The organism is Lentibacter algarum (genome assembly GCF_040580765.1).
In the GTDB taxonomy this organism is placed as follows: Bacteria; Pseudomonadota; Alphaproteobacteria; order Rhodobacterales; family Rhodobacteraceae; genus Lentibacter; species Lentibacter algarum.
In genome coordinates this window covers 918,887-938,574 of the sequence record NZ_CP158687.1, presented here as the reverse complement: position 1 = coordinate 938,574, position 19,688 = coordinate 918,887, and the positions used below count along the sequence as shown (strand labels likewise).

Genomic DNA, 19,688 nt, shown 5'->3' with positions numbered 1-19,688 from the left:
TACCAATACCAATAAGGGCAAAAGCCCATCAGGGAGACTTAAAATGAAAGACCGTTTACGCGCCGTATTCTGTGACCACCTCTCAATCATGCGGGGCAAATACTTGCCTGGCAGTAAAATCGCTGACAGCAGCACACGGTTTTGCCGCTCCACCTTCGGGGTGCATTATGACAAGGATCTGCTCAATGCCCCCGGCGCCATGATGATGGAGGGGCTGCCCGACATGGAGCTGAAGTGGAAAGCCGAAGAGATCCGAGACAGCTGGGATGAGCACACCAAAATCGTTCTTGGTGACCTTTATGATGTTGACGGAGCACCCCTCGGCCTGTGCCCGCGCGGAGCGCTCAAGCGGGCTGTGGCCGCATGGGAGACCAAAGGTCTGACACCAAAGGTCGGCATCGAGCTTGAGTGCTTCGCCCTTCAGACCGACGACATGGGCCGCATCATTCCGTACGATGCCCCAGGCGGTGTGGTCTACGGAACTGGCCCCTTCTCTGACCCCCTGCGCTTCAATGATGCGATCTGGGAAGAAGCCGAGCGCCTTGGTTTCCACATTGAAATGATCACATCAGAGTTTGACACACCACAGTTTGAATACGTCCTGACATTTGATGATGCCGTGAAAGCGGTCGATGATATCGTGCTCTTCCGCCTCATGGCCCGCGAAATCGCCCTAGAGCACGGCGTACTCCTAAGCTTCATGCCCAAGCCTCTGGCCGAAGCGGGCGGCTCGGGCATGCACATCAACTTCTCCTTCACCGACAAGAGCGGCAAAAACGCGCTTTCTTCGGGTGATAAGGGCGGCCCCGATCATATGAACGATCTAGCTCGAAGCTGCCTTGCTGGACTGCTTGAGCACCACAAAGGCCTCGCAGGCCTCATCGCCCCCACAGCCAACAGCTACCAACGCCTCCAACCAGGTTCGCTCTCGGGCTTCTGGAAAAACTGGGGCGGGGATCACCGCAACGTCACGACGCGCATCAGCTCCGAAGGCGGGGTCAAAGCGCGGCTTGAGCACCGCATGGCCGACGCCTCCTCAAACCCCTACACCGCGACAGCAGCGGTCTTGCAAGCAAGCCTTCTAGGTCTGGAAAACGGGTACAGCTTGCCGCCAATGGAAACAGGCGACGGCTTTGAAAAAACCGACGCCAAGGAAAGCACGGCGATGGACCTCAAAGGCGCCACAGCAGACCTCAAGGCCGACACAGCACTTTGCAACGCGGTGGGCGATATGCTCTGCGCCAACCACGTTTATATGAAAGAACAAGAGGTCAAGAAAACCCGTGACTTGGAAGGCGACGCACTGCGCGACTTTTATGTGCACTTTGTTTGAAGGGGAAAAGCGATGAAGGTCATTTGGAAACTGCCCGACGGCAGCGAAATCTCAGCGCAAGTCAGCGACGGAACCAACATGATGGAAGCCGCCGTGGCCAACAATGTACCGAACGTGATTGGCGAATGCGGCGGCAGCCTCGCCTGCGCAACCTGCCATGTCTATGTCGACGCGGCATGGAGCTCCCAAACCGGCGCCGCTGGCGAATTTGAAGATGCCATGCTGGATGCAACCGAGGCCGAGCGCGGGCCAACATCCCGCCTCTCCTGCCAGATACTGGCGTCACAGGCACTGGATGGTCTCACTTTGATTGTGCCAGAGGTCTAAGACTTCGAATTTTCGCTGCGCGAAAATCCGACCCCGCGAGGGGGCTCGCCCCCTCGCACTCCCCCAGGATATTTTTAAAGAGAAAAAGACACATAGGGTCGCACGGGCGCATATGGGGTTTTTTTGAATCGCAAAATAGTTTAGATTTAACGAATGTAATTTTCGGGAATCCTGAATATGTTGACCAAAGCCCCATCCGTTCACGACGCAGAATCCATCCCAGACGCCGCGCGTGACGAAATTGACCGCCTGCTCGCGTCAGGCGACCTCTTTCGCTACACCGCCCCCGAAGACGCCCCTGTCGCGCTTCTGGAGCGAGAATTTGCGGACTTGCTTGGCGCAAAATACGCGCTGGCTGTCTCCTCATGTTCTGCTGCACTCTTTCTCTCGCTCAAAGCGCTCGGATTGCCACGCGACGCCCGCGTGCTCATTCCTGCCTTTACGTTTGCCGCCGTGCCCTCCTCTGTTGTCCATGCAGACTGCCTGCCTGTGCTTTGTGACGTCGGCGAGAACTATCGTATCGATATGGTCGATTTTGAGGCAAAGCTTGCCGACAATATTAGCGCTGTCATCATCTCCCATATGCGCGGCCACACCTCCGATATGGACGCCATCATGGCACTATGCGACGCGCGCAATATTCCCGTCATTGAAGACGCCGCTCACAGCCTCGGAACAACATGGCACGGTCAAAACATCGGCACGCTCGGGCGCATCGGCTGCTTTTCCTTCCAGTCTTACAAGCTCGTCAACGCTGGCGAAGGCGGCATCCTCATCACCGACGATGCCGATCTGCTCGCCCAAGCCGTGATCATGTCTGGCGCCTATGAACACAACTGGCGCAAGCATGGCGAGATTGACGAAGCCCTCGAGGCCGCCTTCGCACGCTGGCAAAACCGTCTTCCACTTTACAATCTCCGCTTGAGCAATCTCTCCGCAGCCGTCATTCGCCCACAGCTGCCGCTTGTGGCTGAACGTGTCACCAAAGGCCGCAACAATCATGACTATGTCGCCACAAAGCTGGAACAAAGCCCTTGGTTGACTGTGCCCGCCAAGCTCGCCCCTGAAGAGCGCGCGCCCGATAGCATCCAGTTCAACCTTGTGAACATGGATGACAGCGAGACAGAAACTTTTGCCCGCTCCGCCGCCGCACGCGGCGTAAAAGTTCAGATTTTCGGGATGAGCACGGACAACGCCCGCGCCTTCTGGAACTGGAAGTTCATCCCAGGCGAAACACCAGAACTGCCGCACACCCGTCAGATGCTCATGCGCGCCTGTGATACCCGCCTTCCTGCCCGTCTCACGCGCGAAGAGCTCGACTTTATTGCCGATGCCCTCCTCGCAGCCGCCCAAGACGCCAAGGCAGAGCCCACCCTTAAAGCAGGCTGATCACACCGTTGGTTTCAGGAAACGCTTCCAGCGCCGGATCAATAATGGTCTGGCGCAGGATCGGGCGCAGCTTCTGCGCGACCCCTTCAGGCATATCCTGCAAAATGCCCTCACGGGCCGTCAGGCTGATCCGCCGTGAGAGCGGCTCAAACGGCAGTGCCATTACATCAATCTTGGGTGCAAAGCGCCGCGCACGCATCAGGGCCAGCGGCGTCAGGATGGTCCAGCCCGCACCCTGCCCGACCATCGCCAAAATGGCATGATAGCTATCAAGCTCAAAACGGTGGGACATCCGCAAATTCTGGCGGGACAGGTGACTGGCAATCTGACGTCCCATATGGTGCCGTGACGTATACTGAATGAGCGGAAGCCGCTTCAGCTGACGCAGCACATCGCCCTTTCGGTCAATCGCGCCTTTTGGGGCCGCAACAACAAACCCTTCCTCCATAAGCGGGTGGACTTCCATCCCGCTCAAGGCCTCGCCCATCTCCGCTGCAACGATGACATCTAAGGCGCGTGCATCAAGTTGATCATGCAGAAAATGGCTCGCCCCCGTCTCCAGCAAAAACTGGCAGGTGGTGAGTTCATCGGCCATCTGCGTCAAAAGCTGGGGCGTTACATCTGCCGCCAGATCTTCGATCATCCCAAGGCGAAACCGCGTCAGACCACGCATATCGCTCATTGCAAGCTCTGTACGGACCTGTTCAGCCTCGTTCATAATATTCTGCGCCCGCCTGCGGAAAATCTCTCCCGCCGGCGTTAACAAAATGGGTCGGGCATTGCGCTGCAACAGCGTAACACCCATTGCGCCCTCAAGATTGGTCAGCTGCTGGCTCACAGCCGAAGGACTCGCACCAAGGCGGCGCGCTGCCGCGGTGATGGAGCGTTCCTCTGCCGTGGCAATAAAAACTTCCACCCCCCAAAGGGTGATCCGCCCCGCGTTGTCAGCCATTTTGCATTACTTACCCATCTTGGAAAGCTTGGCCTGAAGCGCAGCCAGCTCGGCCTTGATGTCATCAAGATCGTCAGGACTGTCGCCTTTTGGCGCCGCCGCTTCCGGTTTTGTCGCCGCAGCACCCCCACCAAAGCCGCCCGTCATCGCTTTCAAAAAGGCTTCTTGCTGTGCCTGAAGCGCCTCAAAACCCGGAACTTTGGCCATAGGGCTGATTGTCCCCATGTTTTTCATCATCTTTTCTTGCCCCTCACGGAGCATATCAAAGCTGGCTTGCAAAAACTCAGGCATCATCTGGGTGGCTTGGTTTGTATAGCTACGGACAATATCGTTGAGCACAGAGACAGGCAGCATATTCTCGCCGCGGCTCTCGTGGTCTGCAATAATCTGCAAGAGATACTGCCGTGTAAGATCGTCGCCAGATTTCAGATCTACAATCTGAACCTCGCGCCCTTCGCGGATAAAAGCCGCAATATCGTCAAGCGTTACATAGTCTGATGTTTCGGTATTATAAAGCCTGCGGCTTGCGTACCGCTTGATCAGCAATGGTTTTTGAGACTCGTCCACGCTTGTATCCTCCCAAATGAGCCGCGCTGCAGTGCAGCTTATGGCAGCCGATCACAAAAAGAAAGAGCGGGCCGCTAAGGACCCGCTCAAGAGTGGAGCGCTTTCAGAATGGGAGGAGACTGTTGCGCTCTATCTCTGTCAGCTTACTTTGCAGCAGCTGTCGCTTTTTTCGCTGCGGCTGTCATGTCTTCAGTCGCTTTTTTAACAGCTGTTGTGGCTTCTTCTGAAGCTGATTTACCAGCTGCCATCATGAGCTCAACTGTTTCCATTTGAACTTTTTTCGCAACTTCAGCGAAAGCAGCCATGTTTTCTGAAGCAACTTCAGCTTGGGCTGAGGCGAAGTCTGTGATCGCTTTTGCGTAGTCAGCAGGCTCTGCTTTTACTTTTGACATGTCGCCAAGCTTGGCAAGTGTCTCAGATGTCCACTTTGTTGAGATGGCGGCTGATTTTTCAGCAGCTTCCAGAGCAACTGAAGAGAACTTTTCGCCAAGCTCGGCTTGGTTTTTGAAAGCGCCTTCAAAAGCAGCTGTGTCTACAGGGAATGCGCCCATCATGTCTTTGAGTGTCGCTGTGAAATCTTGTGCCTTAGCCATTTTAAAATCCTATCAGGTTAATCGGGCAACTCTACTTTGGCCCGAGGAGTTGGTTACGCGTCTGAGGAATATATACATGCTGCATCGCAGCAATTCAAGTCTTTTTCTGCACTGCGGCATAAAAAAGTTACCTAGGGTAACCCCCTTATTTTGCTCGCAAAAAATCTTTAGCCGCAACGCAGCATTACATTTTTACAAAACCTTCATGGAATCGCCTGCCATCAAAAGCACATCCAAGAGCCGCCTCCGAAGAGCCTAGACTTCTGGTTTGAGCTTCACATATGTGCCAGGGGCGGCGCACAACGGCTCATAGCCGTTTCCGCCCAATTCACGCGCAGGTATCATTTTGCCCGAGCGCTTGCCAAGCCAGCCTTCCCAGCGCGGCCACCAAGACCCCTCGTGGAACGTTGCGCCCTCCCACCAATCAGCCGCCGCTTCAGGCAACTCTTCGTTGGTGTAGTGGCCGTATTTCTTCTTGCTCGGCGGGTTAACGACCCCCGCAATATGCCCCGACTGGCTCACAACAAAGGTCTTGTCCTTTGCCCCTGTCATCCCAAACCCACGGTAGCAGTCTCGCCACGCGGCAATATGATCTGTCTCGCACGTCACGGCAAAGAGCGGGATCTCGACATCGCGCACATGCAGCCGCTCTCCCAGAATCTCATACCCCTCCCCGACAAAAGCGTTCTTCTGGCAAAGTCCGCGCAGATACTCCATGACCATCTTTCCAGGCAGGTTCGTCGCATCACCATTCCAGAACAGCAGATCAAAGGCAGGCGGCGTCTCTCCCATCATGTAGGACTTGATGGCTGGCCCATACACCAAATCATTAGAGCGCAAGAAACTCATGGTCCGTGACATAATCACCGAGCGTAATACTCCGTAGTTGGCCACCTCCTCTTCGATCCCATCCACAAAGTCATCCTGCAAGAAGGGCGTAAACTCCCCTTGTTCGCCAAAATCAGACAGCGCCGTGAAGAAAGTCGCTGACTTCACAGATGTATCGCCCTTGGCTTTCATATCAGCGAGCATCAGATGAAGCGTCGTGCCCGCAATGCAGTATCCCACAGCATTGACCTGCTTCTCTCCCGTGATCTCTTTGGTCACGCGGATCGCCTCTTTAAAGCCTGTCTCGATATAATCTTCCATGCCCCAGACCCCTTGGGCACGTCCCGGATTGCGCCAGCTCACAACAAACAGGGTATAGCCCTGCTCGGTGATCCATTTGATCAGGCTGTTTTCGGCCTTGAGGTCGAGAATATAAAACTTGTTGATCCATGGAGGGAAAATAAGCAGCGGTGTCTTATGCACCTCTTCTGTGGCGGCCTTATACTGGATCAGCTCCAGCATCTCGTTGCGAAACACAACAGAGCCTTCGCTCGTCGCCACATTGCGACCAAGCTCGAAGGCGCTCTCGTCACAGAGCTTGACCAGAAGCTCGCCGTCATTTGCTTCCATATCAGCCACAAGGTTCTCAAGCCCGCGCACAAGGCTCTCGCCTTCCGTCTGCACGGCCCGCTCCAGCGCGTCAGGGTTCGTCCCGAGGAAATTGCTAGGAGCCATCATCGCAATAATCTGCTCAGAGAAGTAATTCAGCCGCCGTTTGTCTTTGGGGTCCATATCCTCAACATCTTCAACAGCCTTACGGATTGCGTCTGAATTGATCAGGTATTGCTGCTTCACAAAGTTAAAATACGGATGCGTCTGCCACAAAGGGTTGCCAAAACGCTTGTCAGCCCCTGTGTGATCTGCGGGCGCCTTGAAGCCTTCAGTGGCGAACGCTTCTTGAGCTGCGACAAAATGCTGAACAGATCTGCCCCAATATTCAAGCTGATGCTCATAAATCCGCTTAGGATTCTCGACCATTTCAGCCCAATAATTCACAGCAGCCTGCGCATAAAGCTCAGTTCCCGGACCACTCAGGGTCGGATTCACAGCTTTTCGTCCGCTAATCGCCAGCATCAATCGCTCTGTAAGCGCCTCAACCCGCTGCAAATTAGCTTGCATTTTGTCAAGATTTTCACTCGAGACATCATCTTTTGTTGTCATCTTAACAAAATTCCCCTATCTTTTTCTGCAATGCAGCATAATTATTACCACGATCTTAACAACGCGACGAAGTGACTTACCCTAGGTCAGCACACAAGAAACAAAGGACGCCCACATGCGCTATATGGCCAGCTACGACTTCATGGAATCGTTTCGCAATGCCAACCAATGGTTCGGCGCAACCGCCCAATCCTTTGCATCCTACCCCGCTTTTGCTCTCGCGCCAAACCCTGCTTTTCAGTGGCTCGCCGCTTGGGGCGAAGTGACAGAGCGCAGCTTCGAACGCATGATCGCCAAGCCTGACTGGGGCATTGACACTTTCACCTGCGACGATGGCAAAGATCACCTCGTCAAAGTCGAGAAAATTGTCGAAGGCGCCTTTGGCGATCTGATCCACTTTAACGTGACAGGCCGTGAAAAAGCGCCCCGCAAGGTGCTCATCGTTGCCCCAATGTCTGGCCATTATGCCACGCTCCTGCGCTCCACCGTAAAGAGCCTGATCCGCGACTGTGAAGTCTACATCACAGATTGGCACAATGCCCGCGACATTCCGGTCTCAGAAGGCAAGTTTGATATTGAGGACTACACCCTCTATCTTGTTGACTTCATGAAAAAACTTGGCCCCGACACGCATGTGATCGCCGTGTGCCAGCCTGTCCCCCTCACACTCGCGGCCACAGCCTATCTCGCCGAGAAAGAGCCCGAAGCGCAGCCCCGCTCGCTCACGCTCATTGGCGGCCCCGTTGACCCCGATGCAACGCCCACAGACGTCACAGACTTTGGCCGCCGTGTCACAATGGGCCAACTCGAAGAAAGCATGATCCAGCGGGTCGGCTTCAAATATAAAGGCGTTGGCCGCAAGGTTTATCCAGGCCTTCTGCAGCTCACCTCCTTTATCTCCATGAACGCCGAGAAACACGCCAAAGCCTTCTCCGATCAGATTGCCCGCGTCGCCAAAGACAAGGCTGGCGACAATGACAAACACAACAAATTCTACGACGAATATCTCGCTGTCATGGACATGACTGCAGAATTCTATCTGTCGACCGTCGACCGCATCTTCAAAGAGCGCGAAATCGCCAAAAACGAATTTGTCGTCGCGGGTCACAAAGTCGATATGGGTAAGATCACCACAGTCGCCATCAAAACCGTCGAAGGCGAGAAGGACGATATTTCGGCCCCAGGACAATGCATTGCTGCGCTTGCCCTTTGCACAGGCCTGCCCGACAGCAAAAAAGCCTCACACGTAGAGCCAGGCGCTGGCCACTATGGCATCTTCGCAGGTAAAAGCTGGCGCAATAATATCCGCCCGCTCGTGCTTAACTTCATTGATGAGAATTCAGCAGCCCCTGCCAAGCCCAAAAAGGCTGGCAAAAAAGCCGCAAACACCAACGCAGCCTAAAAGACCAGCCAGTCGAGCAAGCTCAACACCACGCCACAAGGCAGCGCAATGGCCAAAGCCAGCAGCGCTGCCCCAAGCGAGGTTAGCCGCGGGGCTGGCAAATCTTGGCCAAAAACTGTGTTTTTCCGTCTCATAGTGCGATGTTAACCATGATTTAGGTTTCTTTTGGCTTAACGGCGCCATGATAGAGGCACATTCCTTCCAACAATCCGAGCTTTTCAATGGTGCACTAGCCCTTTTGGGGCGTCCACCACAGCGGCTTGCCATGCCGACAGGGTCGGTCTTTGCCCTGCGCCGCTTTGGCCTCTCACTTGCCACGCGCCCGCATGACGCTCCCGAAACCTATGCAGAGCTCGCCAAAAAACGCATCCGTATCATCAATGCTGAAAGCGCCCACCCCGCCCTACGGCAGTACGGCTACCGACAGCTCATCAAGCCCGCTCATATCGCCAGCTTGCCCTTGTCGCCCGACCCCGTCATTCAGCGCGCCGCCATGCAGCCCAAGTGGCGGCGTAGCCTTGAGCGCTTTGAGGCCGAGCGCCCCAAGCACATAACGCTGACGCACCGCGCCTTCGATCCTGAGCGTGACGCTTGGTTGCTTGAAGCCGAGGCGGCTCAAGCCCGCACACGCCGCTTTCGTTGCTATCCTTCGGCCCTAACCTGCGCCCTCAGCGCCGCAAGCCCAAAGAGTTTGCGCCTGTTCTCCCTCAACGGGCCGGGAGCACCTCGCGCCGCTATGCTCTTTGCCTTGCACGGTCCGCGCGCCACCTATCATATCGGCTACACGAGCCCCGACGCGCGCAAGATGGGCGCGCATTGGCTGCTCATGTGGAAAGCCTTTCAGGAGCTGCCCGCATACCGCATATCAGAGATGGAACTGGGCCTCGTTGATACAGATAGCGGCGCAAACCTCGCCCGCTTCAAGCTTGGCACAGGCGCAGTAACACGCCCCCTCGGCGGCACATGGGGACGCCTCTTTTAACTGCGCAACACATATGGCTGGCGCAGCCACTCTGTAAGCAAAGCATTGACCTGATCAGCTGATTCCAGCGTGGGCAAATGCCCTGCATCCTGCAGCACCGCGAGCTTCGCATAAGGGATCAGCTCGGCCATAAATTCATGCCGCTTGACTGGAGTCAGCCCGTCATAGGCTCCACAGACCACAAGCGCAGGCACTTTCGCCTTGCGCAGCACAGCTTGCTGATCTCGCCTCCGTTGTAAGGCTTTGATCTGACGCAAGAAAACTTCAGGACCCAAGCTCTCCGCCATATCGCGCACTGCAGTGAGCACAACAGGCCGCATTGGGCCAGGCGCAAGGAACTCAGGCTTCAAAAACCCACGGATCACATCCATCATCCGGCCCGACTTGATCCCGACAATCATCGGCTCATACCCAGCCGCCGATTGTGGCGTTTCTGCCAGCGGATTGGTGTCCATCAAGCAAATGCGCATCACCCGCTCAGGCGCGCGGCGCAAGATTTCCATGGCAATAATCCCCCCCATCGATAGCCCTGCCAGCGCAAATTTCTGGGGTGCATCAGACAGGATCGTAGAGGCGATCTCCTCTATACGCTCGCCTTCTGTCGTACAGGCCACCATCACATTATGAGTGCGGCTGAAATGCTCAATTTGTGGCTGAAAAAGCCGCGCATCACACATCATACCAGGGATAAACAACAACGGCTCGCGCATAGGGCTGGCTCCTTCTGGCCGCAGATTGGCAGAAGTCCTGCCAAGGTCAACCGCTCAAATCACAAGTCCACGAAAGGGCGGAAAATCCGCGTATCGCGCCTGCCGCTGGGCCAAGCTCTCTTCAGGTTCACTACCCCGCTTTACAAGCGTGCCGCGCCGCCCTCCTTGAGGCGTGATATAGCTCGAAATCATCCGCCAGGGCATCGGACGCCAACTGATATTAAAAGCGCAGAGCTTTGGAAAAAACCACAGCTCCGAATAGGCCAAATGGTCATGGATCCAATAGGCTAAATCCCTGTAATCACGACCACTTTCATACTGCTCTGCAAACCAAGGGATCACAACGCTGGCCCCCGCGACCGCCTCAGCGCCTTGGCCACGATCCCAGATATGGCACTCCTGCGGAAAGTCGTTGCGCGCACAATTCAGCTTGTTTTCATTGCCAAACTGGTTGAGCGCCGCCGAACGATATCCTGAACGCAGCGCCACGCGGCCAAACGTTTCTTCCAGCGGGTCAAGCAACGCGCTACAAAACGCCCGCCCATTGGCGACAGCCAGATCAGGGTCATCAGGAATATTCTGCAAACCATTGATATTGGCGATCTCAGAGTAAAGAAATTCTCGCATGTAGAAATACTTGGAAAGCTTCACGCGGCCCAGCGTCTCAAGGCTCCACATGCTTTGCGGGCGTCGCATCATACAGCCCACTCTCTGAGTATTTTTCCACAGCTTATCCACATAAATATTACTTCACAAATCATTGATCCAATTTAATATTATGCCAGACAATACTTCTGTCTGCTCAGGCGATACAATATCACCAGCCAGCACATGACGGCTGTCTTCCACGCGCGCCTCGTCGGCAAGCAGAGCCTCGCTCACAGCCCCGCCCCAATGAGCCGCAAAATTAGCGGTCGCTTCCGCATCCACAACCTGATCGTCAGAAGCGTAATGAAACAACGCAGGCACAGTCACACCCGAATAGTCACGCGTCAAAGCCTCCTTCACAAGCGCCGCCATAGGCAAGACAGCCACGGTCGGGTAGCGCGTGCTCCAGTATTTTTCCTGTTGCGCATTCGCAGCTGCCCAAGAGCGTTCCTTACCCGCAATAAGCGGCACAAAAAAACGCGCCGCCGGGAGCGTCAAAACCCATGCCAAAGGGTCCTTCAGCCCAAAGTTTGGCGACACAAACACAGCCCCCTTCACGCCCTCCCGCATCGCAGGGTCTAGCATGGCCAGTGCAGTCAAAGCGCCCCCTGTTGACGTCGAGATAACAATCACTTCGTCCCCAACAGCCCGCGCCGCGGCGAGTGCTTCGGCTGTGTCGCGCATCCAGTCGCCTGCGCTCGCCTCGGCCATAGCTGCCCCGCCACGCCCATGGCCCGTGAGCCGCGTGTAAACGAGATTCGCCCCCAAGGCCGTGGCCACACGGTCAGGCACAGGCCGTATTTCCTCCGAAGTTGCTGAAAACCCATGGATATACAGCACAGAAAGCGGCGTGCGCGCTTCCGCCGCTCCGGCCCAGACCACACGCTTTTGCACCCCCTCCGTGATATCGTCATAGGCGCTCTCGACACTCGAAAAATACGCTTCAACCCCTTCACCAAAGCGCTGCGGATCAAAGCTCACATCGGTCTCGACAGGCTCATATGGCCCCAAAAAGTAAAGCAGAGAGCCAAGCGCGGCACAGCTCAGAAGCGCCCGCCCAAGCCATTTTCCAAAGCGTCTCATGCAGCCGCGATCACATCTGCAACCGCCTCCTCTATAAGCGTCAAACAAACTGCATCAGAAAAGCGGTGGTCCGCATCCTTCACCAGATTGAGCCTTATATCCGGCCCCTCCGAATGCTCCAGCAGCCGCACAGCCGTCGCAACGCTGACAGCCGTATCCGCCGTCCCCTGCAAAAAGCGCACAGGAAAAGGCAGCTCGAGACGATCACGCAAAACCAGATGGGTGCGCCCGTCCTCAATCATCCGCTTGGTAATAATATATGGTTCCATGTAATCTGAAGGCAGCGCCACATGCCCCACCGCCTCAAGCTCTGCCTTCTGCGCGTCGGTGAAATTCGCCCAATAGCCATCTTCAGTGAAATCAGGCGCCGCTGCGATGGTCACAAGCCCCTTGATCCGCCGAGGAATGGCCCGCGCCAGAAGCAGCGCCTGCCAGCCCCCCATCGACGAGCCTACAACACACAAAGGCCCCTCCGTCACCGCCTCAAGGATCGCCAGAGTGTCCTCATGCCAGTCGCCAATGCAGCCGTCTTCAAAAGCGCCCGAGCTTTCGCCATGCCCCGAATAGTCAAACCGCAAAAAAGCAAGGCCCCGCGCCTTGGCCCATGCCTCAAGGTGCACAGCTTTCGTGCCTTCCATGTCTGACTTGAGCCCACCACAAAACACAAGACAAGGCCCCGCCCCGCCGCTTTTGTGATAGGCAATCCTGCGTCCCTGTGGCGTGTCAAAGTAATGGGCTTGGCTCATGAAAATGCTCCTTCTTCAGCCTCACTCTGCCTCAGAGCCGTTCCCCTGCCAAGCCCCCCGCTTGCGCTTGACAATTCAGCCCTCGTGTCGCACTTACCCAGCGAACCATACCCGCAACCGGGCGCTTTCGTAGGCGCCAAACTGACGAGGAGCTAGGCCATGAGCCAGATTTCCCTGACCCTTCCCGATGGCAATTCACGCGACTACGCCGCAGGCATAACCGCCGCCGAAGTTGCCGCCGATATCTCAACAAGCCTCGCCAAAAAGGCAATCTCGGCCACTGTAAATGGCGAGCATTACGACCTCGCTTGGCCGATTGAAGCCAATGCCGACATCGCCATACACACGCTCAAAGACGAAGATCAGGCCAACGAGCTGATCCGCCACGACTTTGCTCACGTCATGGCCCGCGCGGTGCAAGAGCTTTGGCCTGATGTCAAAGTGACAATCGGCCCAGTGATCGACAATGGCTGGTATTATGACTTTGATCGCGAAGAGAGCTTCACCCCTGAAGATCTCGGCGCAATCGAAAAAAAGATGAAAGAGATCATCAATCTGCGCGACACAGTCCGCACAGAGATCTGGCCGCGTGACAAAGCTGTTCAGCACTACAAAGACAAGGGCGAGCCCTTCAAAGTCGAGCTGATCGACGCCATCCCAGGCGACGAGCCGCTGCGCATGTATTGGCATGGCGAGTGGCAAGACCTCTGCCGCGGCCCACACTTGCAGCACACAGGCCAGCTCCCCGCCGACGCCTTCAAGCTGATGAGCGTTGCGGGCGCCTACTGGCGCGGTGACAGCAAACGCGAGATGCTTCAGCGCATCTATGGCGTTGCCTTCACAGGAAAAGAAAAGCTCAAAGCCTATCTGACAATGCTCGAAGAAGCCGCCCTGCGCGATCACCGCAAATTGGGCCGCGAAATGGACCTCTTTCACATGCAGGAAGAGGCCCCCGGCCAGATCTTCTGGCATCCCAACGGCTGGACCATCTACACCACGCTGGAAGACTATATGCGCCGCCAACAGCGTGCTGGCGGCTATGTCGAGGTCAACACGCCTCAAGTCGTAGATCGCAAGCTCTGGGAGGCCTCAGGCCACTGGGAAAAATATCAGGAAAACATGTTCATCGTCGAAGTCGATGAAGAGCACGCCCGCGAAAAAGCGGTCAATGCACTCAAGCCGATGAACTGCCCCTGTCACGTCCAGATTTTCAATCAGGGCCTTAAATCCTATCGTGATTTGCCGCTGCGTATGGCCGAATTTGGCTCCTGCAACCGCTACGAGCCCTCAGGCGCGCTCCACGGCATCATGCGGGTCCGTGGCTTCACACAGGATGACGGCCATATCTTCTGCACCGAAGAGCAGATCGAAAGCGAAACAGCTGATTTCATCAATTTCCTCTCGATGATCTACAAAGACCTCGGCTTTGAGAGCTTCTCCGTCAAATTCTCTGACCGCCCCGAAGCTCGCGCTGGCTCTGATGAAGTCTGGGACAAGGCCGAGGCTGCGCTCTTGTCAGCCACCCGCGCCGCAGGAATCGAGCCAACACTGAACCCAGGTGAAGGCGCATTCTATGGCCCTAAGCTTGAGTTTGTCCTCACTGACGCAATCGGGCGTGACTGGCAATGTGGCACGCATCAGGTCGATTTCGTTCTGCCAGAACGCCTCGATGCAACCTACATTGGCAAGGATGGCGACAAGCACCGCCCCGTGATGCTGCACCGCGCCACGCTCGGTAGCTTTGAGCGTTTCATCGGTATTCTGATCGAGGAGCACGCCGGCAAACTGCCCTTCTGGCTTGCCCCGCGTCAGGTTGTTGTTGCGACAATCGTCTCTGATGCCGATGACTACGCCGCAGAAGTCTGCGCCGCGCTCAAGGCCGCGGGCGTGCGCGCCGAGCTGGATATCCGCAACGAAAAGATCAACTACAAGGTCCGCGAGCACAGCCTTGGTAAAGTGCCCGTCATCCTTGCCGTCGGTCACCGCGAAGTCGAAGAGCGCACACTCACTGTGCGCCGCCTCGGCGAGAAGCAGACAAGTGTTACAAGTCTCGATGAAATCGTGAGCACGCTGGCCAAATCAGCTACGCCCCCCGATCTTTTGTAATATTTGGTCCAAAACATCAAAAGCAGGCGTTACAAAAAACGCCTGCTTTTGTATTTTCAGGGGCCTAATCCCCCCAAACGCGTCACGTTGGCTCTCTTTCTCGTGACACACGCGCCCGTGAATGGCGCAATCCCCCTCCTCCCAGCTACCGTTAGGAAGCCGCACTGTCGCGGCCCGTTTTTAACGTAAAGGGAGTTCCCAATGTCTAAACTTATCAAATCTGCCGCCCTCGTCGGCGCTGTCGCCGCAGCCCTCTCAACCCACGCAACAACAGCTGTCGCCATGGAAAAAGAAAAATGCTTCGGCGTTTCAATGGCAGGTAAAAACGACTGCGCAGCAGGCCCAGGCACAACCTGCGCAGGCTCATCAACAGTGGATTACCAAGGCAATGCTTGGACACTCGTTGACGCGGGCACATGCATGGACATTGAACTGCCCGCCATGGCGGATGGCGAAATGCGCAAAGGCTCACTCGAAGCCCTTGAGCGTGATCTGCCAGCATAAGCGCAGCTTTTAGACGATCGGGAGGGCTCCCTCGGCCCTCCCACCCCAGACTGTCGGAGAGACCCTATGTTTGATCAGAGCCAAAGCCCCCGCCTGCCCCTAAGCGCAGGCCTCGGCTATAAGCCACAGCATTACACCGAAATTATGCAAAATGCTGGCCCTGTAAGCTGGTTTGAAGTCCATGCCGAAAACTATATGGGAGACGGCGGACGTCCCCTTGCACAGCTTGCGGCCCTCAGCGCCCGCTTCCCGATCTCGGTTCACGGCGTCGGCCTGTCCATCGGTGGCGAAGGCCCGCTTGATAGAGAGCACCTCGCCCGCCTCAGAACCTTATGCGACTGGCTCAATCCCGCCAGCTTCTCCGAGCATCTCGCTTGGTCCAGTCATGACAGCGCGTTCCTGAACGATCTTCTGCCACTGCCCTATAACGCCGCAAGCCTCGCGCGCGTCGCAAGCCACATCAACCAAGTGCAAGAGACACTGGGCCGCCAGATGCTACTGGAGAATCCGTCTTCCTACCTCGCCTTTGACACTTCCGACATGTCAGAGACAGATTTTCTACGCGAACTCGCCACACAGACAGGCTGCGGCCTCCTCCTAGATGTCAACAACGTCTTCGTCTCCGCAACCAACCTCGGCACATCGCCTCAAGCCTATATAGACGACTTTCCCCTTGATAAAGTTGGTGAAATTCACCTCGGTGGCCATGATGAAGACGAAGATGATGCAGGTCGCCCCCTCCTCATAGACAGTCATGGTCGCGAAATAGCCGATCCCGTCTGGGCGCTGCTTGAGTATACACTCACCCGCTCTGGTCCGCGCCCCTTGCTCGTGGAGTGGGACAATGATGTCCCCGACTGGCCCGTGCTCGCCACAGAGGCCGCCCGCGCCAAAGCTGCACTCGAGAGCATACCAGCATGAGCCAGCACAGCTTTTCACAAGCGCTCCTTGCGCCTGATCTGCCCATCCCTGAGGGCCTTACAGACGGCCAGGGCGCGCCCGCAGGCAAACGCTTTGCAGTTTACCGCAACAATGTCACCGTATCGCTGATTGATGCGCTCGAAGCGGGTTTTCCCGTCGTTGCCAAACTTATTGGCGCGGAAAATTTCCGCAACATCGCCCGCGAATACCTGCGCAGCGAGCCGCCCGTCTCGCCTTTGATGATGCTCTATGGCGCAGGATTTCCCGCCTTCCTCGCAAGCTTTCCACCGCTCGCCAAATATGCCTATCTGCCTGATGTCGCGCGGCTTGAATACGCCCTACGCGAGAGTTACCACGCGGCCGATCACACCCCGGTCGCGCCGGAAGCCTTGGGCCAGATCGCGCCCGACGCGCTCTCGCAGCTCCGCTTCACGCTCGCCCCCTCGCTACGCTTGCTTGCCTCGCCTTGGCCCGTTCACGCGCTCTGGCTTTACAACACTCAAGATGGCGCGCCCAAACCCGTTGCAGCGGCCCAATCCGTCCTCATCACCCGGATCGGCTACGACCCAACACCGCATCTGCTCCCTGACGGAGCCGCAGCTTTCATCTCTGCGCTGCAAGCAGGCCAGTCTCTAGGAGACGCCGCCGAAAGCGCGCCTGATTTTGACCTCAGCGCCACGCTAGGGCTGCTGCTCAGCACAGAATCTATTGTTAAACTAATTTATGAGGAAGACAGATGAACACATTGATAAAAATATATAATTCACTTTCATCAACAGTGTCACATATGGCCAACGGTGCGGTTCCACTCCTCGCACGGCTCACTTTCGCAGCTGTGCTTCTGCACTACTTCATCGCCTCTGGCCTGACCAAGCTTGGCGATGGCCTCCTCGGCTTTCTCAGCCCTTCGGTGGGCGCCTATGCGCAGATCTTCCCCAAAGCGATGGAAGCTGTGACTTATGACATCTCTCAGCTCACAGTCTTTCATTGGGCCGTCGTCACAGGCGGCACAATCGCTGAGTTCGCTCTCCCCGCGCTGATTGTTCTGGGCCTTCTTACCCGCCTTGCCGCCCTTGGCATGATCGGCTTTGTTGTCGTCCAGTCCCTGACCGATCTTTTCGGCCACGGTGGCATCGAGCACGCAGGGACGCTCGGCGCTTGGTTTGACAAGGCCTCTGACAGCCTGATCCTTGATCAGCGTGCGCTCTGGGTCTTTCTTCTGGCGACATTGGTGTTCAAAGGCGGCGGCTGGCTCTCGCTTGACCGCCTCCTCACCCGCAATCAGTCCGCAAGCGCCGCCTGAGTGTCCTTACCCCAGCCCAGATAAAGCACACCCTCAGCCTCAATTAGAGGCCGTTTCATAAGCGCAGGGTGCGCTGCAATCAAATCAAGAGGCGCCCCCGCGCGCTCAGCGTCGCTCAAGCCACGCCAAGTTGTTGAGCGGGTGTTCAGGAGCGCCGCTCCAAACTCCGCTTCAGCCCGCGCCAGAAGCCCTTCAGGCATCCCATCAGTGCGTACATCGATCAGCTCCGACCCCGCCAACGCCTTCAGTGCCTTGCGGCAGGTGTCGCAGTTTTTCAGCCCGTAAATTTTCATCTCGCCTCTCCGAATCTCACATTTCATTTGATTTTTACAAAATATATGCAACCCTTCACACAGTGACTTTCTATTTCTGACTTCCGCCCAGTCACCCTGACGGAACCACGAGATCGTGAGTGACGACAGGTGTATGAGGCCCGCCCCGAAAGGCCTCTGTAAAAGGGAAGAAGGAGAAGCGGCATGCCAAATGGCACCGTGAAGTGGTTTAACACAACTAAAGGCTACGGCTTTATCGCACCCGAAGATGGTGGCAAAGACGTTTTCGTTCACATCTCTGCAGTTGAGCGCTCCGGCCTCACAGGTCTGGCAGATGATCAAAAAGTCAGCTTCGAGCTGGAAGAAGGCCGCGATGGCCGCCAAATGGCCTCAGACATCAAACCCCTATAACCATACAAAAACGGCGCGGAAGGTTTCCCCTCCGCGCCGCTGAATGAATATCTCATGCGGCTTTAGTAGCAGCCCTTCTCGCCTTCGATGCAGGTGTCTTTCGGCACGTAGCGCACGTGCTTTTTCTTGTAGACCTTGTGGACTTTCTTCTTGGCCACAGGATGCGCCATCATCGAAGAATAGCTCACATTCTGGTTTGGTGTGCCACAGCAGATCACCCCACCCATAACGATGGGCGAAAGCCCCGCAGGGCAGTCGTTGGCTGCATGATAAGGGTAAGTTGGCATGCCGTTGCCGGCCATCGCGGGTGCGCCCATCAGCGCCACAAAAGCCGCGCCGAGAATTACTTTGGTTTTCATAACAGATCCCTCGTTCAAAATATAGTATACGCTTGGCTTTACGCTACCAATCCCAGCCAAAAGGTCAAATAAAAAGCGCGGCTTTGCGCCCTTATCGCAGCCCCTTCAGTCCAACAGCGTGCGGAATTCGCGCCACTCGCCTTTGCTCATACCAGAGCTTTCCTGAGTGACATCCTCGCCCTTGAGCATCCGCTTCACCACATCAAGCGCCTTGCTTGACAGCGTTGCGCCGCCCATACGGTAGTCTTCAAAGGCGCTATAGGCCGCCGGAACCCAATCCGCGACAACTTTACAGATCTCGTCCGCATAAACGCGGATCTCGTATTGCGCATGGGCATCCGCACGCAAACGCAGAAAATGCAGCAAATTGTGCAGATCGACCTTCCAGTACCACTGCGTATAGATATTCGCAGGCAGGTTCATCCGCGCCAACTCGCGCGCAAGGTTGTCTGGCTCGCCCTCTTTGCCAATCATTTCCTCATAATGGTCATAGCAGCGCGCCGCATCGCCCTTGAGGATTTCCAGCACACGCGCCGAAGCCTCAGCAGAAAGCGGCTCGCCGCGGCCCTGATTGTTGATAACAGATTGTGCCGCAAGCTGCTCGGGCTGCGGAATGTAGAACTCGCGGTCAAGGATTGAATAGCGCGCTGAATATTCGTTCACGTTCGCAGTGCGGTGGCGAATCCACTGACGCGCAACAAACACAGGCAGCTTTACATGCAGTTTGATTTCGCACATCTCAAAGGGCGTCGAGTGCCAGTGGCGCATGAGATAGCGGATAAGCCCCTCATCGTTCTGGACAGATTTGGTGCCCTTGCCATAGCTGACCCGCGCCGCCTGACAGATCGCCGCATCGTCGCCCATATAGTCGATAACGCGGACAAACCCGTGGTCCAGCACAGGGTAAGCCTTATAAAGATGTGCCTCCATCCCCTCGCTAACGGCACGCAGCGTCGGCACAGATGTACTGCGCAATGTCTCGATTTCGGCCTGCTGGTCTGGGGTCAGAGACATGGGGGCATCCTTCTTAT

The 19,688-nt window shown here is 56.2% G+C and carries 23 protein-coding genes; 11 read left to right on the top strand and 12 right to left on the bottom strand.

The annotated features are described in order from the left end of the window. Window positions 1-43: 43 nt before the first annotated feature. The 3 genes from DSM117340_RS04510 (at window position 44) to DSM117340_RS04500 (ending at window position 3,049) form a co-directional block, all read left to right on the top strand. A complete protein-coding gene (locus DSM117340_RS04510) occupies window positions 44-1,333 on the top strand; it encodes a glutamine synthetase family protein (protein WP_089888214.1) in 1,290 nt (429 codons plus the stop codon). 12 nt (window positions 1,334-1,345) lie between these two features. Then, window positions 1,346-1,660 carry a 2Fe-2S iron-sulfur cluster-binding protein gene (locus tag DSM117340_RS04505; RefSeq protein WP_089888213.1) on the top strand — a complete coding sequence of 105 codons (315 nt, stop codon included), beginning with the start codon at window positions 1,346-1,348 and terminating at the stop codon, window positions 1,658-1,660. 180 nt (window positions 1,661-1,840) lie between these two features. After that, a complete protein-coding gene (locus DSM117340_RS04500; RefSeq protein ID WP_089888998.1) occupies window positions 1,841-3,049 on the top strand; it encodes an aminotransferase class I/II-fold pyridoxal phosphate-dependent enzyme in 1,209 nt (402 codons plus the stop codon). Here the strand turns inward: DSM117340_RS04500 and DSM117340_RS04495 are convergent. The 4 genes from DSM117340_RS04495 to phaC form a co-directional block, all read right to left on the bottom strand. Continuing rightward, window positions 3,036-4,001 (bottom strand): LysR family transcriptional regulator, encoded by a 966-nt coding sequence (locus DSM117340_RS04495; RefSeq protein ID WP_089888211.1) that lies wholly within the window; start codon window positions 3,999-4,001, stop codon window positions 3,036-3,038. The two genes, DSM117340_RS04500 and DSM117340_RS04495, sit on opposite strands and share 14 nt — an antisense overlap. A gap of 6 nt (window positions 4,002-4,007) precedes the next feature. Continuing rightward, window positions 4,008-4,568 (bottom strand): polyhydroxyalkanoate synthesis repressor PhaR, encoded by a 561-nt coding sequence (gene phaR / locus DSM117340_RS04490; protein ID WP_089888209.1) that lies wholly within the window; start codon window positions 4,566-4,568, stop codon window positions 4,008-4,010. 143 nt (window positions 4,569-4,711) lie between these two features. Continuing rightward, window positions 4,712-5,161: a phasin, PhaP gene (locus DSM117340_RS04485; RefSeq protein ID WP_089888207.1), complete on the bottom strand. Its 450-nt coding sequence runs from the start codon at window positions 5,159-5,161 to the stop codon at window positions 4,712-4,714. Window positions 5,162-5,416: 255 nt separating this feature from the next. After that, window positions 5,417-7,210: a class I poly(R)-hydroxyalkanoic acid synthase gene (phaC, locus tag DSM117340_RS04480; RefSeq protein WP_089888205.1), complete on the bottom strand. Its 1,794-nt coding sequence runs from the start codon at window positions 7,208-7,210 to the stop codon at window positions 5,417-5,419. A gap of 115 nt (window positions 7,211-7,325) precedes the next feature. Between phaC and phaZ the strand changes: the two genes are divergently transcribed. Then, the gene (gene phaZ / locus DSM117340_RS04475) at window positions 7,326-8,612 is read left to right on the top strand and encodes a polyhydroxyalkanoate depolymerase (protein WP_089888204.1); all 1,287 of its coding nucleotides are present in this window, start codon (window positions 7,326-7,328) and stop codon (window positions 8,610-8,612) included. Here the strand turns inward: phaZ and DSM117340_RS04470 are convergent. Then, on the bottom strand, window positions 8,609-8,746 hold the full coding sequence (locus DSM117340_RS04470) for a hypothetical protein (protein ID WP_177170620.1): 138 nt from the start codon (window positions 8,744-8,746) through the stop codon (window positions 8,609-8,611). The genes phaZ and DSM117340_RS04470 overlap by 4 nt on opposite strands. A 47-nt stretch (window positions 8,747-8,793) precedes the next feature. Here DSM117340_RS04470 and DSM117340_RS04465 point away from each other — a divergent pair, with 47 nt between their 5' ends. After that, window positions 8,794-9,594: a GNAT family N-acetyltransferase gene (locus tag DSM117340_RS04465; RefSeq protein ID WP_089888202.1), complete on the top strand. Its 801-nt coding sequence runs from the start codon at window positions 8,794-8,796 to the stop codon at window positions 9,592-9,594. Here the strand turns inward: DSM117340_RS04465 and DSM117340_RS04460 are convergent. The 4 genes from DSM117340_RS04460 to DSM117340_RS04445 form a co-directional block, all read right to left on the bottom strand. Continuing rightward, window positions 9,591-10,304: an alpha/beta hydrolase gene (locus DSM117340_RS04460; RefSeq protein WP_089888200.1), complete on the bottom strand. Its 714-nt coding sequence runs from the start codon at window positions 10,302-10,304 to the stop codon at window positions 9,591-9,593. The genes DSM117340_RS04465 and DSM117340_RS04460 overlap by 4 nt on opposite strands. A gap of 54 nt (window positions 10,305-10,358) precedes the next feature. Beyond that, window positions 10,359-10,982, bottom strand: coding sequence for a hypothetical protein (locus tag DSM117340_RS04455; RefSeq protein WP_089888995.1), 624 nt, complete (start codon window positions 10,980-10,982; stop codon window positions 10,359-10,361). A 72-nt stretch (window positions 10,983-11,054) separates the two neighbouring features. Continuing rightward, window positions 11,055-12,035 (bottom strand): alpha/beta fold hydrolase, encoded by a 981-nt coding sequence (locus DSM117340_RS04450; RefSeq protein ID WP_089888198.1) that lies wholly within the window; start codon window positions 12,033-12,035, stop codon window positions 11,055-11,057. Then, on the bottom strand, window positions 12,032-12,781 hold the full coding sequence (locus DSM117340_RS04445; protein WP_089888197.1) for an alpha/beta hydrolase: 750 nt from the start codon (window positions 12,779-12,781) through the stop codon (window positions 12,032-12,034). Before DSM117340_RS04445 ends, DSM117340_RS04450 begins: the two co-directional genes overlap by 4 nt. A gap of 159 nt (window positions 12,782-12,940) precedes the next feature. Here DSM117340_RS04445 and thrS point away from each other — a divergent pair, with 159 nt between their 5' ends. The 5 genes from thrS to DSM117340_RS04420 all read left to right on the top strand — a co-directional run bounded on the left by thrS (window position 12,941) and on the right by DSM117340_RS04420 (window position 17,615). Next, window positions 12,941-14,887, top strand: a complete 1,947-nt coding sequence (thrS, locus tag DSM117340_RS04440) for a threonine--tRNA ligase (protein WP_354689880.1) — start codon at window positions 12,941-12,943, stop codon at window positions 14,885-14,887. Between the two features lie 201 nt (window positions 14,888-15,088). After that, window positions 15,089-15,391, top strand: coding sequence for a DUF2282 domain-containing protein (locus tag DSM117340_RS04435; protein WP_089888193.1), 303 nt, complete (start codon window positions 15,089-15,091; stop codon window positions 15,389-15,391). A gap of 66 nt (window positions 15,392-15,457) precedes the next feature. Continuing rightward, window positions 15,458-16,312 carry a DUF692 domain-containing protein gene (locus tag DSM117340_RS04430; RefSeq protein WP_089888191.1) on the top strand — a complete coding sequence of 285 codons (855 nt, stop codon included), beginning with the start codon at window positions 15,458-15,460 and terminating at the stop codon, window positions 16,310-16,312. Continuing rightward, complete coding sequence (locus tag DSM117340_RS04425) at window positions 16,309-17,052, top strand: DNA-binding domain-containing protein (RefSeq protein ID WP_089888190.1); 744 nt, start codon at window positions 16,309-16,311, stop codon at window positions 17,050-17,052. Before DSM117340_RS04430 ends, DSM117340_RS04425 begins: the two co-directional genes overlap by 4 nt. After that, a complete protein-coding gene (locus DSM117340_RS04420) occupies window positions 17,049-17,615 on the top strand; it encodes a DoxX family membrane protein (RefSeq protein ID WP_089888188.1) in 567 nt (188 codons plus the stop codon). Before DSM117340_RS04425 ends, DSM117340_RS04420 begins: the two co-directional genes overlap by 4 nt. Here DSM117340_RS04420 and DSM117340_RS04415 read toward each other — a convergent pair. After that, the gene (locus DSM117340_RS04415) at window positions 17,594-17,908 is read right to left on the bottom strand and encodes an ArsC/Spx/MgsR family protein (RefSeq protein ID WP_089888187.1); all 315 of its coding nucleotides are present in this window, start codon (window positions 17,906-17,908) and stop codon (window positions 17,594-17,596) included. The two genes, DSM117340_RS04420 and DSM117340_RS04415, sit on opposite strands and share 22 nt — an antisense overlap. 183 nt (window positions 17,909-18,091) lie before the next feature. Between DSM117340_RS04415 and DSM117340_RS04410 the strand changes: the two genes are divergently transcribed. After that, on the top strand, window positions 18,092-18,298 hold the full coding sequence (locus DSM117340_RS04410) for a cold-shock protein (RefSeq protein WP_089888185.1): 207 nt from the start codon (window positions 18,092-18,094) through the stop codon (window positions 18,296-18,298). 62 nt (window positions 18,299-18,360) lie between these two features. Here DSM117340_RS04410 and DSM117340_RS04405 read toward each other — a convergent pair whose 3' ends face one another. Beyond that, entirely contained in the window at window positions 18,361-18,657 is a 297-nt protein-coding gene (locus DSM117340_RS04405) for a hypothetical protein (RefSeq protein WP_354689879.1), read from the bottom strand. A 105-nt stretch (window positions 18,658-18,762) separates the two neighbouring features. Continuing rightward, window positions 18,763-19,671 carry an FAD-dependent thymidylate synthase gene (thyX, locus tag DSM117340_RS04400; RefSeq protein WP_089888182.1) on the bottom strand — a complete coding sequence of 303 codons (909 nt, stop codon included), beginning with the start codon at window positions 19,669-19,671 and terminating at the stop codon, window positions 18,763-18,765. Between the last annotated feature and the right edge of the window lie 17 nt (window positions 19,672-19,688).

Coding starts and splice junctions, on each gene's coding strand:
- phaZ (WP_089888204.1), top strand. CDS start 7,326: ATGCGCTATATGGCCAGCTACGACTTCATGGAATCGTTTCGCAATGCC.
- DSM117340_RS04510 (WP_089888214.1), top strand. CDS start 44: ATGAAAGACCGTTTACGCGCCGTATTCTGTGACCACCTCTCAATCATG.
- thyX (WP_089888182.1), bottom strand. CDS start 19,671: ATGTCTCTGACCCCAGACCAGCAGGCCGAAATCGAGACATTGCGCAGT.
- DSM117340_RS04435 (WP_089888193.1), top strand. CDS start 15,089: ATGTCTAAACTTATCAAATCTGCCGCCCTCGTCGGCGCTGTCGCCGCA.
- DSM117340_RS04425 (WP_089888190.1), top strand. CDS start 16,309: ATGAGCCAGCACAGCTTTTCACAAGCGCTCCTTGCGCCTGATCTGCCC.
- DSM117340_RS04430 (WP_089888191.1), top strand. CDS start 15,458: ATGTTTGATCAGAGCCAAAGCCCCCGCCTGCCCCTAAGCGCAGGCCTC.
- DSM117340_RS04495 (WP_089888211.1), bottom strand. CDS start 4,001: ATGGCTGACAACGCGGGGCGGATCACCCTTTGGGGGGTGGAAGTTTTT.
- phaC (WP_089888205.1), bottom strand. CDS start 7,210: ATGACAACAAAAGATGATGTCTCGAGTGAAAATCTTGACAAAATGCAA.
- DSM117340_RS04470 (WP_177170620.1), bottom strand. CDS start 8,746: ATGAGACGGAAAAACACAGTTTTTGGCCAAGATTTGCCAGCCCCGCGG.
- DSM117340_RS04445 (WP_089888197.1), bottom strand. CDS start 12,781: ATGAGCCAAGCCCATTACTTTGACACGCCACAGGGACGCAGGATTGCC.
- DSM117340_RS04405 (WP_354689879.1), bottom strand. CDS start 18,657: ATGAAAACCAAAGTAATTCTCGGCGCGGCTTTTGTGGCGCTGATGGGC.
- DSM117340_RS04505 (WP_089888213.1), top strand. CDS start 1,346: ATGAAGGTCATTTGGAAACTGCCCGACGGCAGCGAAATCTCAGCGCAA.
- DSM117340_RS04415 (WP_089888187.1), bottom strand. CDS start 17,908: ATGAAAATTTACGGGCTGAAAAACTGCGACACCTGCCGCAAGGCACTG.
- DSM117340_RS04455 (WP_089888995.1), bottom strand. CDS start 10,982: ATGTGGAGCCTTGAGACGCTGGGCCGCGTGAAGCTTTCCAAGTATTTC.
- DSM117340_RS04420 (WP_089888188.1), top strand. CDS start 17,049: ATGAACACATTGATAAAAATATATAATTCACTTTCATCAACAGTGTCA.
- DSM117340_RS04410 (WP_089888185.1), top strand. CDS start 18,092: ATGCCAAATGGCACCGTGAAGTGGTTTAACACAACTAAAGGCTACGGC.
- DSM117340_RS04485 (WP_089888207.1), bottom strand. CDS start 5,161: ATGGCTAAGGCACAAGATTTCACAGCGACACTCAAAGACATGATGGGC.
- thrS (WP_354689880.1), top strand. CDS start 12,941: ATGAGCCAGATTTCCCTGACCCTTCCCGATGGCAATTCACGCGACTAC.
- DSM117340_RS04450 (WP_089888198.1), bottom strand. CDS start 12,035: ATGAGACGCTTTGGAAAATGGCTTGGGCGGGCGCTTCTGAGCTGTGCC.
- DSM117340_RS04460 (WP_089888200.1), bottom strand. CDS start 10,304: ATGCGCGAGCCGTTGTTGTTTATCCCTGGTATGATGTGTGATGCGCGG.
- DSM117340_RS04465 (WP_089888202.1), top strand. CDS start 8,794: ATGATAGAGGCACATTCCTTCCAACAATCCGAGCTTTTCAATGGTGCA.